This is a genomic window from Moellerella wisconsensis, from assembly GCF_022592395.1.
GTDB lineage: Bacteria > Pseudomonadota > Gammaproteobacteria > Enterobacterales > Enterobacteriaceae > Moellerella > Moellerella wisconsensis.
On the sequence record NZ_CP093242.1, the window covers coordinates 2230897 to 2251577 of the forward strand.

Genomic DNA, 20681 nt, shown 5'->3' on the forward strand with positions numbered 1-20681 from the left:
TTAGCGGTCCACATCAGACATTACAAAATCGATACTGCCCAGATAGACGATAAGGTCAGATACTAGGCTACCCCTGATAACAGCAGGAATTTGCTGCAAATGCGCGTAACTCGGCGTACGAATACGGGTCCGATAGCTCATTGTGCTGCCATCGCTGGTCAGATAATAACTGTTGATCCCTTTGGTCGCTTCGACCATCTGGAATGATTCATTTGCAGGCATTACCGGCCCCCAAGACACTTGCAAGAAGTGGTTGATCAGCGTTTCAATATGCTGCAATGTGCGCTCTTTTGGCGGCGGAGTAGTCAATGGATGATCGGCCTTAAATGGCCCTTCAGGCATATTCTTCAAGCACTGCTCAAGAATACGAATACTTTGACGCAGCTCTTCCACTTTCAACATCACGCGGTCATAACAGTCACCGTTATGGCCTACTGGCACTTCAAAATCGAAGTTTTCATAACCAGAATAAGGACGCCATTTACGCACATCGAACTCAATACCTGTCGCACGTAATCCCGCGCCAGTTACGCCCCATTCCAGAGCCTCTTTCGAGTTATACGCAGCTACGCCGACCGAACGACCTTTCAAAATGGAGTTTTTCAGCGCAGAGGTCACATAAGACTCAAGGCGTTTTGGTAGCCAATCGAGCAATTCGCGCAGCAGTTTATCCCAGCCGTGCGGTAAATCATGCGCTACACCACCAATTCGGAACCACGCAGGGTGCATACGGAAGCCAGTAATCGCCTCAACCACGTTGTACACTTTTTGACGGTCAGTAAACGCAAAGAATACCGGCGTCATCGCACCAACGTCTTGAATGAAGGTACTGATATACAACAAGTGACTGTTAATGCGGAACAACTCAGAGAGCATGACGCGAATGGTTTTAACGCGGTCAGGAACTTCGATGCCAGCCAGTTTTTCGACCGCCAAAATATAAGGCATCTCATTGACACAGCCACCGAGGTATTCAATACGGTCGGTGTATGGAATATAGCTATGCCATGATTGACGCTCGCCCATTTTCTCAGCACCACGATGGTGGTAACCGATATCTGGCACACAATCGACAATTTCTTCGCCATCAAGCTGAAGAATAATGCGGAAAGCACCATGAGAAGAGGGATGGTTAGGCCCCAAGTTTAGGAACATGAAATCTTCATTTTCATTGCCCCGTGCCATGCCCCACTCTTCTGGCTTAAAGGTTAACGCCTCCATTTCCAACGCTTCTTTCTCTTTTGTTAAGACAAAAGGATCGAACTCGGTAGCACGCGCGGGATAATCTTTACGCAGCGGATGACCTTCCCAATTAGGAGACATCAATAAGCGGCGTAAATTTGGGTGCCCTTGGAAGGTGATACCAAACATATCCCACACTTCTCGCTCATACCAATTGGCATTCGGGAACAGTGAAGTAATAGAAGGCACATTGAGATCTCTTTCGCACAGTGCGACTTTTAACATCAGGTCGCGATTACGCTCGATAGAGGTCAAATGATAAAAAACAGAAAAGTCTGCTTCAGGTAGGCCTTGTCTATGGATACGCTGACGTTCATCCGTCCCGTGCATATCAAACAACATGACATACGGTTTAGGCAGTCTTTTAAGAAAATCGATTATTGATAATAACTGTTCGCGTTTCACCCAGACTACTGGCATGCCAGTACGGGTGGCCTGAACAGAAAAGGCATCCGGGCCAAATTGATTGCGCAGTTCCAAAATCACAGGATCATCGAGGTGTTCCTGCGTTTGCCATGCTGGCTTGGTACCGTTTTGCGCTATCTGATCTGTCATCATTCTTCACCACAACGCTTGATCAGGTTTATTGTGACCGCAACACATTGCTCTGGTTACGCTGAATGGCTATAAGCCTTAAATTTCGTCTGGTGTCCGCAGATTAGTCACTGCGATACGCTCGCCGTGCTTTCTGTCTCTTTCTGACTGCATGTTGGCACGATAGACACCTTGATCGCCGACCACCCAAGACAATGGGCGACGTTCTTTACCAATAGACTCTTGCAGCAATAATAGTGCCTGCATATAAGCTTCTGGTCGTGGTGGGCAGCCCGGAATATAAACATCAACCGGGATAAATTTATCAACGCCCTGCACCACAGAATAAATATCGTACATTCCACCAGAGTTCGCACATGCTCCCATCGAAATAACCCATTTAGGTTCAAGCATCTGATCATAAAGACGCTGGATAACCGGAGCCATTTTGGTGAAACATGTTCCAGCAACCACCATGAAATCGGCTTGGCGTGGAGAGGCACGTAATACTTCTGCACCGAAACGTGCAACGTCGTGCACCGCAGTGAATGAGGTAACCATTTCTACATAGCAACATGAAAGACCGAAGTTATACGGCCATAAAGAGTTCTTACGACCCCAGTTAACCACATCGTGCAATGCATGAGACAGCTTGCCCATGTAGATATTACGACTAATATCTTGCTCCAGCGGATCGCCGACGATTTCCTGAGTTTGCAGGGGGTAACGGTCATTCTCCCCGTTAGGATCTATGCGGGTAAGCGTATAATCCATTGTTTAATGCCTCGCTTTTTACTGCGGATGATTATTGTTGGTTTTGATAACTTCGCTCGGACCATCGACCTGACGGCGTGAACGAATTGGGGTCCAATCTAGTGCACCTATGCGTACTAAATAAAACAGCCCGGCCAACAACACCAGAATAAAAATAGTAGCTTCAATAAAGCCCAGCCAGCCTACTTCACGAATGGATACCGCCCACGCGTATAGGAATAAAGCTTCTATATCGAAGATAACGAAGAACATGGCAACCAGATAAAACTTGGCTGACATACGAAGACGGGCACTCCCTACGGAATCGATTCCTGACTCATAAGGGACATGTTTAGCTCTTGCTTTTGACCGGCCACCTAGGAAATGTCCAGCAGTGAGCATGAAAGCACAGAGGGCGAGAGTTCCAATAAGGAAAATCGCAAATGCCCAGTGATGGGCTAACGCTTCAATTGATGTCGACATATTCGTTGCTTACTCGTTAAAAATGGTGCCAGTAATTCTGCTCTTATTATATAACGGCAGTGTCACACCATAATTTGCCCAGTTAATTGAGAAAAATAATCAAAAAGGAACAATCTACACCAAAAGCAGGTTGAAAGATCCTTATTGGCTTTCCTCCCCATACGGCTATTTTGCTTAATTGAGACAAAATAAACGCAATTTATTTACAAACAAAAGACAGTTAATTAACAAAAACCATCTTAAAACAGCTAAAACGTGTCAGTCTAACCATAAGCCTATCAACACGGCATATAGTCTAACTGATTATTCGCTTTTACTACACTATTATCTCAGGAAAAACCTGTTCTATTAGAGCATTTTATGGACTATTTTTTTGATCTAGCTCACGGTTTTATTGAAAAAACTTTGCTTCTGTTTACATTTAAATCAATTTTAGGCTAAGCCATAAAAATAGTATTTTTTGCTTTAAATCAATAGACTGTTATCACATTAGTTACTATTTTACTGATTTGATACATAAAATATTGTTAACAAGATAACAATATTTTAACCTACAAAGTGAAATTCAGGTTATGCCGGGAGCATCACGGAATATGATGACAAAAATAATCTTCTTATTCTGAATAATTATGGTGAGACGGTATAGACTAAGCACAATTTACACTATTAACCATACCAATTGAAAGGCTAATATTCTCTATTTTATCATCTGACGTATTACGTCAAAAATAGCGCTGTATATTGCTACCCTTCGGAGTGGGTTTGTCTGGAATAGCGTATTAAATAAGTTTTAAAACGCAGGCTAAAATATGATCTAATACGTTAAAATACTGATTTGAAATCTAGGCAATAAGCTGACTGTTATCGCCATTGAATCAATAGCGATAACAGTAAATAACTCAGTATGAATATATTTAATTAATGCAGATAATTAGGCAGTAGTATTGTCTGTGTCGGCAAGATTATCATCCCCTGCTGCAACCGTAGCATAGCTAATCTTTTTATTTTCGATCGCATTGAACACGGTCAATACTGATTCTTTTTGCTCATCCGCATTTTTATATAACCAATATTGAATATCTGGCAAACGAGGTAAACCATCGATTTCGCCTAAAATTCGTAAATCTGCATTCTGCATTTCCATCGGGCGAGCCGTCACACCGACTTCGGCATTTACTGCCGCACGGACCGCAGGTAAAGAAGCTGCTTCATAGGCGATATGCCAAGCTATCCCAGCTTCATCTAATGCTTCAATGCTTAGTTTTCGGAAAGGATTAGATTCTTCCATAGTGACTAACGGAATAGGTTCATTAGTACGTAATTGGAAATCTGCTGCGCAATGCCATAAAACAGGCACTGTGCGTAATGCAGTTTTAGGATGATGAGCAATACGCGCGGTGGTTAAAGCGAGATCGATTTCATGATTATCTAGCATGCCTTCAATAAACTGTGCGCGTTTGATGCGGATATCTACAGCCATTCGAGGATAAACAGAAGCGATTCTATTCAGCAGAAATGGCAACAATATATCGACAGTATCATCAGATGCGCCAATTCTTAATTCACCTTCGGCATCATTATAGGATAACGAAGCTGTCGCATCATCATTGGCACGCAATATTTGCCGAGCATATCCCAGCAACTGTAAACCGTGTGCAGTCAGCAGTTTATTACGACCATGACGTGCAAAAAGTTCTCGCCCAATTAACTGCTCTAGGCGCTGCATTTGTTGACTTACCGCAGATTGGGTACGACATACCGCGGCCGCAGCTGCGGCAAAGGTATTCAAATCCGCGACCGCAACAAAGGTTCTTAATAAATCTAAATCTAGGTTCATAATAGGGCGGTTAGAATTTATCATCATTTATTCTCTTATACTTTATAAGCCTGGTGTTTTGTGATCTCAAAAAAGAGACCTAGTATTCATTTTTTTAAACATTAGCAAAGTTATCTAAATCTACACATTCACCAGCATACTGTATGACCTTGGGCTAAATTAAAGTGATATAAAAATATATTTTTCTATATTTACTCTTCTTAATTAACTTTTAGCGTAGCGACAGTTGTATGCAAATATGAATGTTCTTTTTATGAATAAGTAAAAATAGTAGCATATTTAATGTAATTGCAATTAATTTAATGTAAATACATAAACATTACTTATGCTCGCTCATCATACCTGCATAGAACTGACCGATAAACAGCCGTTTAACCACTTTTAGCATAAATTTGGGGGGTTAAAACGATAAATATCACTAACAAGCATGATTAATTTAGAATTTAATAGATAAATTTTTAGCAAAATTTCGTATATTTCCACATGATTACTCAAAAAACCTTACAGTTTGATACAAAATAAATATTCTTATTAATCGCTACTTTTTAGCTAAGACATCTAATCCCCCACTAAAATTCAGCAATTAATTAGATGATAACTCCAACCTAAATAGAACAATTGGCGCTAACAACTAACTTAATGGGGATAAATGGTCATCAGACATTAACCTAACGGTCTTTTACAACCTTTTACACCAAAATTCTCGCGGATCTTCAAAAGCTTCCGTGGTAGGAGTACAGTGGTAAGACTTAGATTTGCTGGGATGCCTCCCTGCTGTAAATGCCGAAAGGTGAGTGAGAAGATAATGAATATCATAAAAAAATCGCACAAACTGGATAATGTCTGCTATGACATCCGTGGACCTGTATTAAAAGAAGCTAAGCGCTTAGAAGAAGAAGGCAACAAAGTTTTAAAACTGAATATTGGCAACCCGGCACCTTTTGGTTTTGATGCACCGGACGAAATTCTGGTTGATGTTATTCGCAACCTACCCAGCTCTCAAGGCTATTGTGACTCCAAGGGCCTATATTCCGCCCGTAAAGCTATCGTTCAATTTTACCAAGCTCGCAATATGCGCGATCTAACCGTTGAAGATGTCTATATTGGTAACGGAGTTTCTGAACTTATCGTACAGGCAATGCAAGCGCTGTTAAATAGCGGTGATGAAATGCTAGTACCTGCGCCAGATTACCCACTCTGGACTGCTGCCGTTTCTCTGTCTAATGGTAACGCCATTCATTATATGTGTGATGAGCAACAAGGATGGATGCCCGATATTGAAGATATTCGCCGTAAAATTACCCCACGGACGCGCGGTATCGTCATTATTAACCCAAATAATCCAACCGGTGCGGTCTATAGTAAAGAGCTGCTATTAGACGTAGTTGAAATCGCACGACAAAATAATTTGATTATTTTCGCTGATGAAATCTACGATAAAATTCTTTATGACGATGCCGTACATCATTCGATTGCCGCTTTAGCCCCAGACCTGCTCACCGTCACCTTTAATGGATTATCAAAAACCTATCGCGTGGCCGGTTTCCGCCAAGGGTGGATGGTGCTGAATGGTCCCAAAAAACACGCTAAAAGCTATATTGAAGGCTTAGAAATGCTAGCATCAATGCGCTTATGCGCTAATGTGCCAATGCAGCATGCGATTCAAACTGCACTCGGTGGCTATCAGAGTATTAGCGAATTTATCAATCCCGGCGGACGTCTTTATGAACAGCGTAATCGGGCATGGGAATTAATTAATCAAATTCCTGGCGTTTCTTGTGTTAAGCCTCAAGGCGCTCTATATATGTTCCCAAAAATTGATATTAAACGCTTTAATATTCACGATGACCAAAAAATGATCCTCGATTTGCTCTTGCAGCAAAAAGTCTTGTTGGTTCAAGGAACTGCTTTTAATTGGCCTGAGCCTGACCATTTCCGTATTGTCACTCTGCCGCGTGTTGATGATTTAGAAATGGCAATTACTAAATTTGGCCGTTTCTTAGAGCACTATCATCAATAGATGATAAAGATGAAAAAACCTTCATTCCAGCGAAGGTTTTTTTATTCTCCCCCCTCCATACAATCAAACACGGTCATTTACAAAATGTATTGCCTCACTCACAATGGACAAGTGCTTCTGGCATAATTTGTCTCCCTTGTATTTATAGCGTCATTAGCAGACAAGAGCGAACTGTATCCAGACATCAACTTAAGGAGAAATCATGAGCTATTTTTTTGCCCATATTGCCCGTATGAAGTTAATCAATCGTTGGCCTCTAATGCGCAATGTCCGGACTGAGAATGTGTCTGAACACAGTCTACAAGTCGCCTTTGTTGCTCATGCTTTAGCAATTATTAAAAATCGTAAATTTAACGGCAGTCTCAATCCGGAACGCATTGCATTACTCGCTATGTATCATGATGCCAGCGAAGTGATTACTGGCGATCTACCTACGCCTATTAAATATCATAATCCGCAAATTGCTCATGAATATAAAAAAATTGAGAAATACGCCCAGCAGAAATTAATCGCGATGCTACCAGAAGAGCTGCAAGAAGATTTTCGTTCACTGGTGGTTGAAGATTTACAAACAGAAGAAGAACATTCGTTAGTTAAACAAGCCGATTCACTGTGTGCTTATTTGAAATGTTTAGAAGAATTAGCGGCGGGTAACAGCGAATTTAAACTGGCCAAAAAACGTTTAGAACAAACATTAGCGGATAGAAAAAGCCCAGAAATGGACTATTTTATCGAAATTTTTGTTCCTGGCTTTTGTTTATCATTAGATGAAATAAGTAATTGATTATGAATCATAATCACGGTAGTCAGCTATCCTGCTTGACTTTACTACCGTGATTATTTTATTTATCAAACTTAATCATTAAACTAAGCTACATAACCTCGCTGCTGCACGACATCTCCCCAAGCCTGATTTACCCCGATAGCTATTTGCTCATCAATACCGTTCAATATTGAGCCAGAGTGCTGCTTGAGTGCAGAATAATTGATACCAGAATGTCCCATTAGATTCACTAATTGATCCACTGCCTCGCCAGTTAACGCCATATAATCGCGCTGATTATCTGACTCTCGCTCATTGGCATGGATCACTATTTTTGCCCGCTCTGTAGCAAGAGTTTCAGCAAAATAATTATCAAATGTGACCATACCTAGCGATTCAAATTGTTGTTGTGCACCTTGCGGTAATTCAAAACGTTTGAACCATAATCGTAAATCATTATTACTACGCTCAAAGCCTAAGTTATGGCGGTCTAATCCTTTTAAGACAATATAATCATTCGCTTGGATATCCATAACACGATTACTGATAATATCCTTGCTAACAATAAAACTATTACTTCCCCCGCCGCCATAAAACTGATTTTCATAGCCGCCTAATGAAATAATATCGTTGTCTTCACCGCCATCGAACACACTGAATTTAGATAAATTGCTAGCGATTAAATGATCTCGTCCGGTCCCTCCACTGATCACCGAGTGGTAGCCCATTAATTTTAGTCGATCATGGCCTTCTTGCGCATGTATTTGATTTTCATTACCAAAAATAGTGGCTAAATCATTTCCTTCGCCTAAACTCAATTTATTATTATTACCTATCACCACGGCATAATCTTGCCCTTGCTGCATCGAAACTTGATTGAAATTACCTGAAACTATCGCGTAATCCCCCCCTGTCCCCATCTCGATGATGCCATTTTCACCAAATACAAAGGCTTTGTCATTCCCATCTCCCATATATAGCGAATTCACCCGCCCGGCAACCAGACCAAAATCATCGCCCTTGCCACCGAACATAGTATTTTCTCGACCGGTAAGCACGCCTATATCATCGCCTTCCCCGCCAGAAAACAAATTGGAGAGACCCGAACCATAAAATGTATCATCCCCTCGTCCTCCCCAAAAATTATTGTTATCTCCGGTATAGGCGCCAAGATCGTTACCATCGCCGCCCCAGTTAAAATTGTAATTTCCCATCGAAAGATGAAAATCGCCATCATTTTTTAGGAAACCGCTGTGACGCAGAAAATCAACGGTTTTTTGCTCCATATTTAAGATGTCTTTAGTAAATTCACTGGATATTTCGGTTAGTTTTGTTGCCATTTCACTCTGTTTATCGCGATTAAATAGCATGGCAAAAATATTAGGCAGTTGTAATGAATTAAAACCAAAATCGCACGCTTCAGGCTGCGAATCTATCGCGGATGCCGTGGCTGAATGGGGATGATCAAATAGCAGATTTTCATCATCTGATGGCTGATCTATGCTATTGGGATCCGCAGCTATTTCACTATGTTTCTCAATTAATCCATGTTGTTGCAACGTTGTACGTATTCCTTCTTGACCCAACGCTAGATTAGCTTGCAGGCTATTGAGGATCGCCTGTGGATCGGTAAATTTACTTAACTGCTCGCCGCCAAATTGGAACATGATTTCACTCAGTTCTAACAATATCCCCTGTGTATCTAGCGGCTGGTTGTCGATTGAAATCAACGCGCCCGTCGCACTATATTGCACGCCAAAAATATCTGCTAAGGTGGTATCCGCATTTATACTCGCCATGCGTTGTAGCATTCGATGTTTAAATTGGCGCGGCATATCATCAATCGCATAAGTCCATGTGGTTTTAGGTAACCCTGTCGCGCTGTATTGTTGGCTAATAATGCCAAACAACGAGCCGATATTCGTGTCTAAAATAGACTGAATATTATCGCCGAATATAAAATTCCAATTTCCATGAGTAAGCTGAATATCCTCGCCCTGGCCACCGACCGCAAAATTAAATGTTATTTTTTGATTCAGCTGCTGTAATTTTTGCGCGCGCGAAAGCTTTTGCCCGTCCGCCTGAGAGGGATTTCCACTGAGCCACTGACTAAATCGTTTATTTAGATTAGCTTCAATATCAGCATCTAATCCGCGACCACTGCGCTGATATTGAGAATTTAACTCGGTTAACGTGGTGTAATCGACGTTGCTGTAGCCGTCTAGCGTTGCCATCTCGTGCAAATATTTTTGCACTCCCGCTAACGACCATTGCTGATCCTGAGTTTTTAGCCTGCCATTTTGCTCACCCGCATCGGCTATCTGTTGTAATTGCTGAGCCATACGCGCTGCACCATCAAAAGGATTAACTAATGGCGGCAGTGGAATAGATTTTTCTGCCATTAAAATCACATCGTTACTGCGCCCATGATTAAAACTAATATTGCGCGACCCAATAAAGATCTGTGCACCTTCAAAGGCTTGATATCCACCAATATTAATACTATGTTTGCTATCACCATCGCCAATATGCAGAAGCAAATTATTATCACCAAAATTAACGGCCTTAACCCCGCCATTACCGACTTTGATTACGGCATTACTGGTTCCCCAATTAAGGAGAGTGCTCTCCCCATCGCCAATTTGTACCTCTATATTTCCGGAATAACTAACGGACTTATCTGCCTCTGTAGATTGCGGTGCTGTCGGTGATTCAGAGCGCAGTGGAGGGGTGTAAATTTCACGATCATCACCAATGACACCATAGGCAATTTTAGGCTGTTGATTAAGCCCCATACGGTGAATATCAATCTCACCTTCTGCTATTCCCTGACGAATGGGTTCTTGGTAACTCACTATGTGATTATTATCGTTCCAATCTAAAACTACTTTATTCGACGCATGTTTCTTGTTCCATTTTCCGTGCTCATCACGGGTTTGTTTATGTCCATATAAATCAACAGCAACTTCACTATTGCGTGCCGATATCTTACAACGAATTTGCTGCTCTGCGAGTGATTGCATAAAGTCACGAGCAAACCCTTGCTGTTTATCTTCCCCGATTAGAGAACAACCCACTAGACTTATCTTGTGTGGCGATAGCGCTAAAATATTGTTCGCCTGAAAATTATTCTGAAAACGGGCTAAATTTACCGCTAATTGATCAGCAGAATAGCCGGCTAAACTTCGATGATCAGCTTGATGATTATCTTGGCTTAACTCTCGCCCATGCCCCACTAATTGCCAACGAATTTTGCCTTGAATTAACGAGGGATCGCCATACACGACACGGTAATCTCCTACACTATCTAACTGCACAATTACTGTGTTTTTAGGGTGCTTGCCCGCTAAATTTGCCGCTGCTTTTGCCACTGTGATATCATTTTCTAATTGGATAATAAGCTGCGTGTCGTACTGCGACTTGTGCGATTGACTGGGGGGATTTTCTAAATCATTTATAGAATTATTTCCTATAATATTGGTAGAGTTAACATCTAAACGCATCCAATTATCAACCTGACTATTATACAATAAACGCTCAGATGTTTGATTTAAGGCGTCATCTCCCCCGAGCAAATGTAATCCACGTTCAAATTGCGCGACGGCTATCTGCGAATTAATATTTCTACTTTGATCAGCATCTTGGCTGCTTTCAAAATCTATCGGCCAGAAGCGCTGATTTTCTGCATCGTACATTACGTTGCCTAAATGCAAATCCTGATGGTAAATATTGCGGTCGGCTAAATCAGCTACCATCGTCAAATACAACTCGCGTGCATTGATTGGCAATTGCTGTGCAGAAAGCGAAGAAACAACTGTTCCCGGCACTTTTAACATCGTTAAATAGACATTTCCTTGCCCATCACGATGCACATCAGCACTGCCATCACCATAAAACCGATTGAAATATATCGCTTCATTGACCGCAGATTCATAGGCTTGTCCCATATCCTTAATTAATAAATGTGGCTCTTTAGGATCGCAAATAACTAAACCAAACGAGCCCTCAGCGACTAAAATACCTTGACGTTGATATTCAGCTTTACGCATTTCAAATGGCGTCATTTCTGGCGTGATAGTTAATTTCAATCCGGTCTTACGTTTTGGTCCTAAAGGCGCTAATTGCTGCTGAAGAATATCGATTTTTGATAAATCACTAAACAGTGTTTTTAGTTGTGCAAATGTCTGATGTACATCAATTTTGTGGTTATTAGGATTAAATAACATGCGATCCATAACACTATGGTGAAAATAACGTCCAGTCCATGGGTCAAGGATCAAAGCATCTGGCGAATCTCCACCAATTCGTACGAATACATGGTCACCATCGCCGGTTAATTTTAATAACTCGACCTCCCCCTGATAATTATGATCATTAATAATTAAATGGGCAGCATACAATGCACGATCACCACAATTACCTACGCGGTACTGTTTTAATGTGGCAAAATATCGTGCGATATCATGAGGAAAATAAACCTGTCTAATGGTATTAATATTTCGGAGCATTTCCTGCCATTCTTTGTGTATTGCTGCACTATTTGGGGTAAATGTTTTTAAGTCTATAAAATCGATAGTACTAAGGAGGGTCGAGGATTTATTTAAATCATGATTTACTTTATCTAGGATATCGCAAGGATTAAAAGTAAGAGGATTAATATTGCTATTTTTTAATACTTCGATATTAATTCCTTGATGAAATTCAGCAGGTTTGATAGCTATTTTTTCTGCATGGCTATAAATTAATATTTTTGCTAAGTTCTTTTCTAAGATATTAATTAGACATTTTATATCACTATTTTTAGTATTATTATTTTTTTGTCGATCTACAAATATTTCACCTTTTTCTATATGCCTAATTTTTTCTTTTGAGATTTGAATTTGTAATTTTTTTTCGGTAGGTGTAGTTAACTCGACAGTAATAATATCATTATCATCAGAAATTATTTGAACATAACTTTTATTTCCTATCGAGAGTACTTTTTTCTGAGCTTGTAGCTGCTGTATAACATACTGTGCCTCACCCTCAATCGCCTGTTTCCATACACTATCAGAGGTTATTATCTTACTGTTTTTATACTGATTATATCCCATCTCTAACACAGTGGATTGTTCTCGCGCTTTAGAATGTTGCTCGGCAAAATAATTGGTAATAGGTGCTTGATAAAGTCTATCTGTCATTTGCTGAAAATCAGCATAATGATCAAATGATTGAATGCCAATATCAGGATCATATAACGAATAAATATATTGTCCTTCAGATTGCCCTTCGTAATTAGGATTTACTGAAATCGCCAGTGTTTGATGGCTTGAATTTAACTGAAAATAACTAGACTCTTGGCTATTTTTAATGCTATCCATTAATTTTTGATAACTGGCTTCCTCATTATTTAACCCGTTAATCTGATTATTTTTTGTCATCCCATTCTGTTCTAAATTATGTTTAAATTGTTGATTTACATGCTCAACAATGTGTTGTTTTTTTATTTTTATAGTTTCGTTATCTAGCAAGTTAATTTTATTAAGATGATTGGCGTGAATTAATGATTGTGTGGTTAATAATAAGTTTATCTGTGCCGATAAATATCGTTGATTATAAGTAGCAATTAATTGCTGTTCTACTGAATCAATATCCGTACTTTTAGTTGTTCGAACAGATTGCTGTTCTAAAAGATAATTTAACCACTGTAAATAGGCTTTTCCTCCCCCTGATCCATGTATTCGTTCTTCAATTAAATAACGGTTAGCTAACGCATTAGCCATCGCATGTTGCAGTGCTCTCGGAGCTGATTTTTGAAGTAAGTCCATATCATTGATAGGATCACCCGAAAATGTAGGTAGCCACTGTTTTAGTCTGGCTAATAATTTTTTTATCGGGCGAGAGTCGACAGAAGATTCGGCGAGTATTAATGAACGATGAATGTCATCAAGCGTATAATCGATTTCATGATCTGAAGGATCAATCACTGTTGATGAAGATGATTCGACCTTCTGCCCCCCTTGTTCCCATAGCGGCGCTAAATAATCATTGGTAAAACGATTCTCTGCTAGCGCACTATTTCTACGCTGATTGATACCTTCGGGAGCTAGCGATTGATCAAACAGTTCAGTCTGGGATAAAACTTGCTGAGCCGCTGAAATTAGCGGTGTAAACTGGTCTAATTTAATTTGATTACTCAATCGGCCATCGATTGGTTGCTCTGATGCTCGAATACCTGCTGTATCAATATTTAGTACGATTTCTGACTCACTAGATCCATCTAAATCTTCATTTTCCAATTCAACATCATTTAATTTATTAAGCGCTAATCCACTGACTGTTGCTGTCGTTCTCTGTGGACGATAATCATCATTCTGCTTCAAGGCTTTAACTTCATCGATACTTTGAGCCGCCAATTTTTTATTACTTACGATAATTTGGCGTTCGGCGGCATCTTTGGCTGCGGTACTTCGATTTAACGCTTGGTTTTTGCTGTTATTAGTCTCATTCTGTTGCTCTACAGCTTGCGCCACCTTTTGAGCAACCTGTTGCTGTGTAATAGTAATATTTGGTTCAATTACGGTGTAATCACTTTCAGTATTAATTAAAGCCTGTTCAGATTGGAGCACCGACGTTTTTACCTGGCTATAATTGGTACTTAATTGCTGTTCAATTGTATTTAATATTTGTGAGGAGTCTGCCAGGTGTTGCTGCGCTTTATCTTGAGTTTGATGTATAAATTGAGCCGCATATTGCTGACGCCAATGCATACCTGAACTTAATGGCTGTTGAATATTCGTTATTTCTGGCTGAGAAAAGAATATAGCTCGTTGTGCTATATCTGTTGCTTGACCACTTAATATCGACGAATTAGCGAGTAAACTTTGCTGTATTTCATCGCCATTGTGTACCAATTCCTGCGGCTGGCTATGATTCAATTGATCCAGCGAAAGTTGTGCATGAGATAAATGACGATTTTTTTCTTTATTTAGGCGCTGTTGTATCTCGAGTGCGGCCTGCTTATCTTGCATTACTGGTTGTAAAATATCAGGTGAAACAGAGCCCAGAGTAGAATTGTCAGTGGTGGATTGCACCCGCTCCGTCGTATTTAACGCAGTCGTATTTGACGATGCGTTTTCAACAGAAAATTGCTCCGCCAGACTGTCTAAATCCGGGGCTTTTAACTCACTGAGTTGATGCGTCAACGACGACTCTAGCGGTGCAGCTAACGATGTATTTTCCGTCAACATCAATCCAGCCAATTTATCCGGGATAGGCGAGATATGTATATCATCGACCCCCGAACTATTCCCCGATATTAAAGCGTTTTTGCCGCTAATAAGCTCATTTATTGCCTGACTTGCTGCATTCCCGAGCACGGATTGTTTTATGTTATCGAACAATGCTGCTAACTTATTACTTTGCGTATTGCTTGAAGCCACCGACAACGCATAAAAATCGCCATTACCCACCTTAATCGCGATATTATTACGCGCATAAGTGGCGTGGATCATTAATCCGTCGCCGATATGAATGTTGGCATTGCCCTTGCCTTTCATTACTGCGATATTCGTGCCGTCGCCAATGTGGCTGGTTAAAATATAATTGCCCCATACCGCATTAATCGCCGTGCCAGCGCCAATTTTGGTATTTATATGAGTATCCCCGTAAGCGGCAACAATATTAGTCCCGGTACCTATGGTGGTAGTAATATTTCCTTTAGCTTTTAATACGTTGATTTGTAGGCCATTTCCCATTTTAGTGGCTATATTTAATTTTCCCCACAAAATATTAACGCCCATCCCCGTACCAATCTGACTAATAATATTCGAGTCCCCTTTAGCGACAGATATCAGCCGGCCATCGCCTACCTTAGTTACTATATTCGCCTTACCTTTAGTACCAACATAATCATCACCATCGCCAAGATGAGTGATGATATTTGCGTCACCTTGAACCAGCGTAATTTCGCGTCCCTCTCCTATTTTGCTGATTATATTGGCGCGCCCTTTAGCAAAATTATAGCGTTCACCATTTCCAATTTGTGTGGCAATATTAGCTTTTCCCCATAGCGCATTAATAGATAAACCACTGCCTATTTTATTGATTAAATTGGCTTTTCCTTTAGCAAAAGCGACGGTATTACTGGGCTCTCTTTGGCTCAAATGCGTCATCACATTACCGCCATCTGAAACCAATAATCCAACCAAAGCCCCATCTCCCACTTTGGTTAAAATATTAGCTTTACCAAAAAGTAACCCTGCGGTCGGGCCATCACCGATATGGGTAATTACATTCCCCTTAGCCTTAGCAACAACCCCCATAAAACCATCACCAACTTTGGTAATAATATTAGCTTTACCCATGGCTAATGCGCCCGTTATACCGTCACCGACATGGTTCATAATATTGGCATCACCGAACATCAGTCCCAATGAAGTCCCCGAGCCAACTTTATTCATGATATTAATTTTTCCGAGGAATATACCGAGTGTTGTACTGTCTCCACGGTGTACATGCGTTAAAATATTGGCACTTCCAGCTAATAAAGCGGCAGTAAATCCATCGCCTACTTTAGTCAATACGTTAGCTTTTCCCAACATTATAGAAAACGTCTCACCATCCCCAACATGAGTAAAAATATTCCCAACCGCTAACATGGCATTTAAAATACAACCGTTACCAACTTTAGTGGCGATATTACCTTTTGCCGCCATGACTATAACCGTCGTACCGTGGCCTATCTGAGTAAAGATATTCGCTTTAGCTATCATCAAAGCGATAACATCATCTTCATTGTCGCTGTCGTTGACTTTAGTGAAAATATTGCCAATACCCGCCATAAAAGCGTAAGTATTACCTACCCCGATATGGGTAAAAAGATTTCCTCCACCTAGCATCGCAGCAATGATTTGACCATCACCGACTTTGGTAAAAATATTACCCGCCGCCCCCATAATACCTATCGTACGTCCATCACCAATTTGGGTGAAAATGTTCCCCAAACCAAACATGATCCCACTGACATTTCCATGCCCTACTTTGGTTAATATATTCCCTCCCCCCACCATTAAGCCAAAACTCTCACCATCCCCGAGATGTGTTAATACATTTAATCCGCCCCCCATAAATGCCTGAAGGTCGCCCACGCCCTGCTTAGTAATGATGTTGGCTCCACCTACAGCAATCGCCCATAAATGATTTTCTTTTTCTCTATCGCCTTGGTTAATTTGCGTTAGGATATTACCCATACCCAGCATATTGGCCTTAATATTACCGTTACCTATTTTAGTAATAACATTTCCCCCACCTGCCACAGATGTAGTTAAATTACCATTACCTTGATGAGTTAGTAGATTAAGACCTCCCGCGGCTAACCACAGGTTATCCCCATGCCCAAGATGAGTATGGGTATTCAATCCCCCCAACATATACAGCTTATTTCTCTCCTCGTTATCACCAGACATTATCGAGATATTCGCCATGGCTAAGAGATTAGCGTTATATTTCCCATTACCTTGACGTATAAAAACATTAGCCACACCTTTAGCCTCAATAGTCGTGGTTCCATGACTCACTTTATTTACTACGACATTGGCGATACCTTGCCCCTCAAAAACTAAATCACCTTGCTGCCCGGTTTTTAAAACTATATTCGCCCCCCCCGTTCCGCGAAAATAAGTATCTCCTTGTTTAGAACGGTGGTTAATAATATTAGCTATACCATTGCCTTCAAAATTAACTTGTCCGTTATCAACATCAGATACAATATAATTCGCTATTCCATTCCCCCAAAAAGAAATATCCCCTGTGGTTTCCGGTTTTTGTATATCTGATGGATTAAGTAATAAATTATTATGTTCACGTATGATTTTATTATAGCCGGCAGTTAAATTAACATTAATATCTCCATCTATTACTGAAGAGTATATATAATTAAAGGCTGAAATCCCTTTTATATTAACATTTCCCTTTTGTCCAAAATGAGAAACACTATTGTGAGCCGCCAATAGATTAGCATTAACATCACCATGAACAACATTTGAAACTATATTGTTATATACGGAAATGGCCTTACTATTAATATTTCCTTTTCGTCCAGAGTGCGTGACTTTATTGTACCCACCTAATAAATCAATATTAATATCACCTTGCCAAACTCGAGAAATTATTTCATTATAAGCCGCAATCCCATTAGCATTTATATCACCAACACCGCCTTGGCGAGTGATGCTATTATACCCTCCGGATAAATTAATATTAATATTACCAACATTAGCACTGGAGTAAATCTCATTATATCCTCCGACACCTTCAACAATTAAATTACCATTTCCTCCCATACGTTTAAATTTATTATATAAACTGTATGTTTTCGCATAGGTATGACCGGTTATTGCCTGATGCACTAGTTCTACACCGCCGGTAGCCCCAACATAATTAATATTGCCAGTTCCTAGACTGTGGATTTGTGCATAACCTGAGGCTCCACTTACGTTTAAATCGCCATCAGGGTTAGTAATCGACATATAAGCAGTCCCCCCAACGACGGTATCATTTCCCGAACCGGTATTTATAGTCACAGCTAATGTGGCTACTTTTATGTTATCATTGCCACCATGGGTATTAATTCTTAATCCATCGGTTAAACCTGAAAATAAGGTGGCTGGCGTTATTGCTATCGCATCGACATCATTATCTTCTTCATTACCTTCATAGGAACCCATAATGTTATATTCGAAAAAACTAACAATATCTCTTTTCTGACGTCGATTTTTAGGCAGAAGGCGATTACTTTCTTTTTCCTTAAATAAACCATTAGATGAACTTACACTTTCATTATTAACTTCTGTTATTTCTTTTTCATATGAATCTTTTTTTATTATTTCTTCTTTATTAGAAATTTTATTTATTCGCTTATCCATAAGACATGTCCTTTTAATAATAGGGGATATTAGAGTTAGCACTAACAATTATTAATAATGAAATATAAGTATTTTATTATTAATGATTAACATACTTAACTATTAATAAAAAACAATACTTACTGCTAATAATTAGCATTAGATTAATATCGAAAAAAACAATAAATGTCTGATGGAAATATTAATTATTTATTGGCTGATTTATGATGAGAATAAGAAGCTATAAATTGCTAACAGACTGAGATCATTGGCAGCCCTCTGCCATTAAGCCAATGGGCTGCCAAATAATTAAAAAGGAAATAAAACAGGGATAACTGCAATACTAATCAGCATCACAATAAAGGTAAACGGCACGCCGAATTTTAGAAAATCAGCAAATTTATATCCACCTGGGCCTAAGACTAAAGTATTGACGGGGGAAGATACCGGAGTCATAAATGCCGCCGATGCCGCCACGCCGATAACCATAGCAAAAGGCATCGGTGACACTTCCATTTGCCTTGCTGCCGCAATCGCAATCGGAGCCATTAACACCGCAGTGGCGGTATTAGAAATAAATAAGCCAATGGTTGCACATAAAATAAATAAGCACAGTAACATGACTCTCGGCCCCATATTACCCGCGACATCCATCAGAAATTTAACAATTAAATCAATACCGCCGGTTTTTTGTAATGCAATTGCAAATGGCATCATTCCCACAATCAAAATAATACTTGGCCAGTGAATTGATTTATAGGCACTTTCCATATCGATGCAACGAAATTTTCCCATCAATAAGCAGGCAATTAATGCGGCAATAAAGTTTGGAATTTCATTGGTCACCATCATAGCGACCATCAGCGCTAAACAGAATATCGCATGGGCAGCCTGAGATGATGCGGGAGCAACCGCCTCAATTTCCGCAGCTAAATTCAGCACAATAAAATGGCGTTTTTTGGTGGATAACACCCGAATTAACTTCCAATCGCCGATCACCAATAACACATCACCTAAGCGCAACGGCTCGTCAACTAATTTACCCTCTAACGCCATGCCATCACGGCGGATCCCGACCACGTTAAGCCCATAACGGGTGCGATAACGAATTTCCCGTAAACTTTTACCCAATAAGTCGGAATCGGGATTCATAGATACTTCGGCCATCCCTACATCGCGAGATTGGTCAGAAAAATATTCCCCCCGTAGCACCATCGGCTCCAGCATTTGCTCATGGCAAAATTGCCGCAATTCATCATCAGTTACCGAGATATCTACCAGCAAAACGTCTCTTTCACGCAGTTCAGTTCCGCCCGTCGCACTCACCATTACTCGACGAAATTTACGCCACCGTTCAATCCCCACAACGTTAGCTTCGTAGCGAGAGCGCAAATGTAATTCATCCAATGAATGCCCTATCAGCGGAGAACCTTTGCGGATCGCTAAACGACGTGCCCGGCCGGTTAAGCGGTAATCGCGGATTAAATCACGGAAAGTTCGCTGATAGCGTTCTGGCCCCTTATCCGGTTTATCTGAGCCTAACCAACGCCTTGCCACCCACATATAAGCAATGCCGGCGACTAAAATCAACAAACCTATCGGCGTAATAGAGAAAAAGTGAAAACCTTTTAGACCCTCCCGCACCAGCTCGCTGTTAACCACCATATTAGGCGGGGTCGCCACCAAGGTCATCATGCCGCTGATTAAGCCAGCAAATCCGAGCGGCATCATCAATCGGCCAGGCGAAGTTTTCATCCGCGCCGCAACACTGAGTACCACGGGAATAAAAATAGCCACCACTCCCGTTGAGCTCATAAATGCCCCCAATCCAGCTACGGTTAGCATCAAAAATACCAACATTTTACTTTCACTGCTGCCTGCTACACGTACTAGCCAATCGCCCATTTGGTAAGCAACACCGGTTCTGACTAAGCCATCACCTATCACAAATAAGGCCGCAATCAGTAAAACGTTTGGATCACTAAATCCTGAGGTTGCCTGTTCGAGACTCAACGTTCCACTGAGAACAAAGGCAATAATGACCAACAGCGCTACCACATCCATTCTGATTTTGTTGGTAGTAAAAAGAACAATTGCTATCAATAGCAGGGTTAATACCCACAGTAATTCGCCGTTCAAAATGGCCTCTTTCGTCGGTAAGAAACA

8 protein-coding genes are annotated in these 20681 nt (G+C 40.6%); 2 read left to right on the forward strand and 6 right to left on the reverse strand.

The window, feature by feature from the left end; genetic code table 11:
• From nuoC to MNY66_RS09875, 4 genes are all read right to left on the reverse strand, one after another.
• Positions 1-1800: an NADH-quinone oxidoreductase subunit C/D gene (nuoC, locus tag MNY66_RS09860; protein WP_187120216.1), complete on the reverse strand. Its 1800-nt coding sequence runs from the start codon at positions 1798-1800 to the stop codon at positions 1-3.
• 75 nt (positions 1801-1875) lie between these two features.
• On the reverse strand, positions 1876-2550 hold the full coding sequence (locus MNY66_RS09865; RefSeq protein WP_047257025.1) for a NuoB/complex I 20 kDa subunit family protein: 675 nt from the start codon (positions 2548-2550) through the stop codon (positions 1876-1878).
• Between the two features lie 18 nt (positions 2551-2568).
• Positions 2569-3012: an NADH-quinone oxidoreductase subunit A gene (locus MNY66_RS09870; protein ID WP_047257026.1), complete on the reverse strand. Its 444-nt coding sequence runs from the start codon at positions 3010-3012 to the stop codon at positions 2569-2571.
• A 931-nt stretch (positions 3013-3943) separates the two neighbouring features.
• Positions 3944-4873 carry a LysR family transcriptional regulator gene (locus tag MNY66_RS09875; RefSeq protein WP_047257034.1) on the reverse strand — a complete coding sequence of 310 codons (930 nt, stop codon included), beginning with the start codon at positions 4871-4873 and terminating at the stop codon, positions 3944-3946.
• Between the two features lie 781 nt (positions 4874-5654).
• Between MNY66_RS09875 and MNY66_RS09880 the strand changes: the two genes are divergently transcribed.
• Complete coding sequence (locus MNY66_RS09880; RefSeq protein WP_047257027.1) at positions 5655-6869, forward strand: pyridoxal phosphate-dependent aminotransferase; 1215 nt, start codon at positions 5655-5657, stop codon at positions 6867-6869.
• 202 nt (positions 6870-7071) lie between these two features.
• Positions 7072-7653: a 5'-deoxynucleotidase gene (gene yfbR / locus MNY66_RS09885; RefSeq protein ID WP_047257028.1), complete on the forward strand. Its 582-nt coding sequence runs from the start codon at positions 7072-7074 to the stop codon at positions 7651-7653.
• Between the two features lie 83 nt (positions 7654-7736).
• Here yfbR and rtxA read toward each other — a convergent pair whose 3' ends face one another.
• Together rtxA and MNY66_RS09895 are read right to left on the reverse strand one after the other, a co-directional pair.
• Positions 7737-18536, reverse strand: a complete 10800-nt coding sequence (gene rtxA / locus MNY66_RS09890; protein ID WP_241500759.1) for an MARTX multifunctional-autoprocessing repeats-in-toxin holotoxin RtxA — start codon at positions 18534-18536, stop codon at positions 7737-7739.
• 288 nt (positions 18537-18824) lie between these two features.
• On the reverse strand, positions 18825-20654 hold the full coding sequence (locus MNY66_RS09895; protein WP_047256117.1) for an SLC13 family permease: 1830 nt from the start codon (positions 20652-20654) through the stop codon (positions 18825-18827).
• Positions 20655-20681 lie beyond the last annotated feature (27 nt).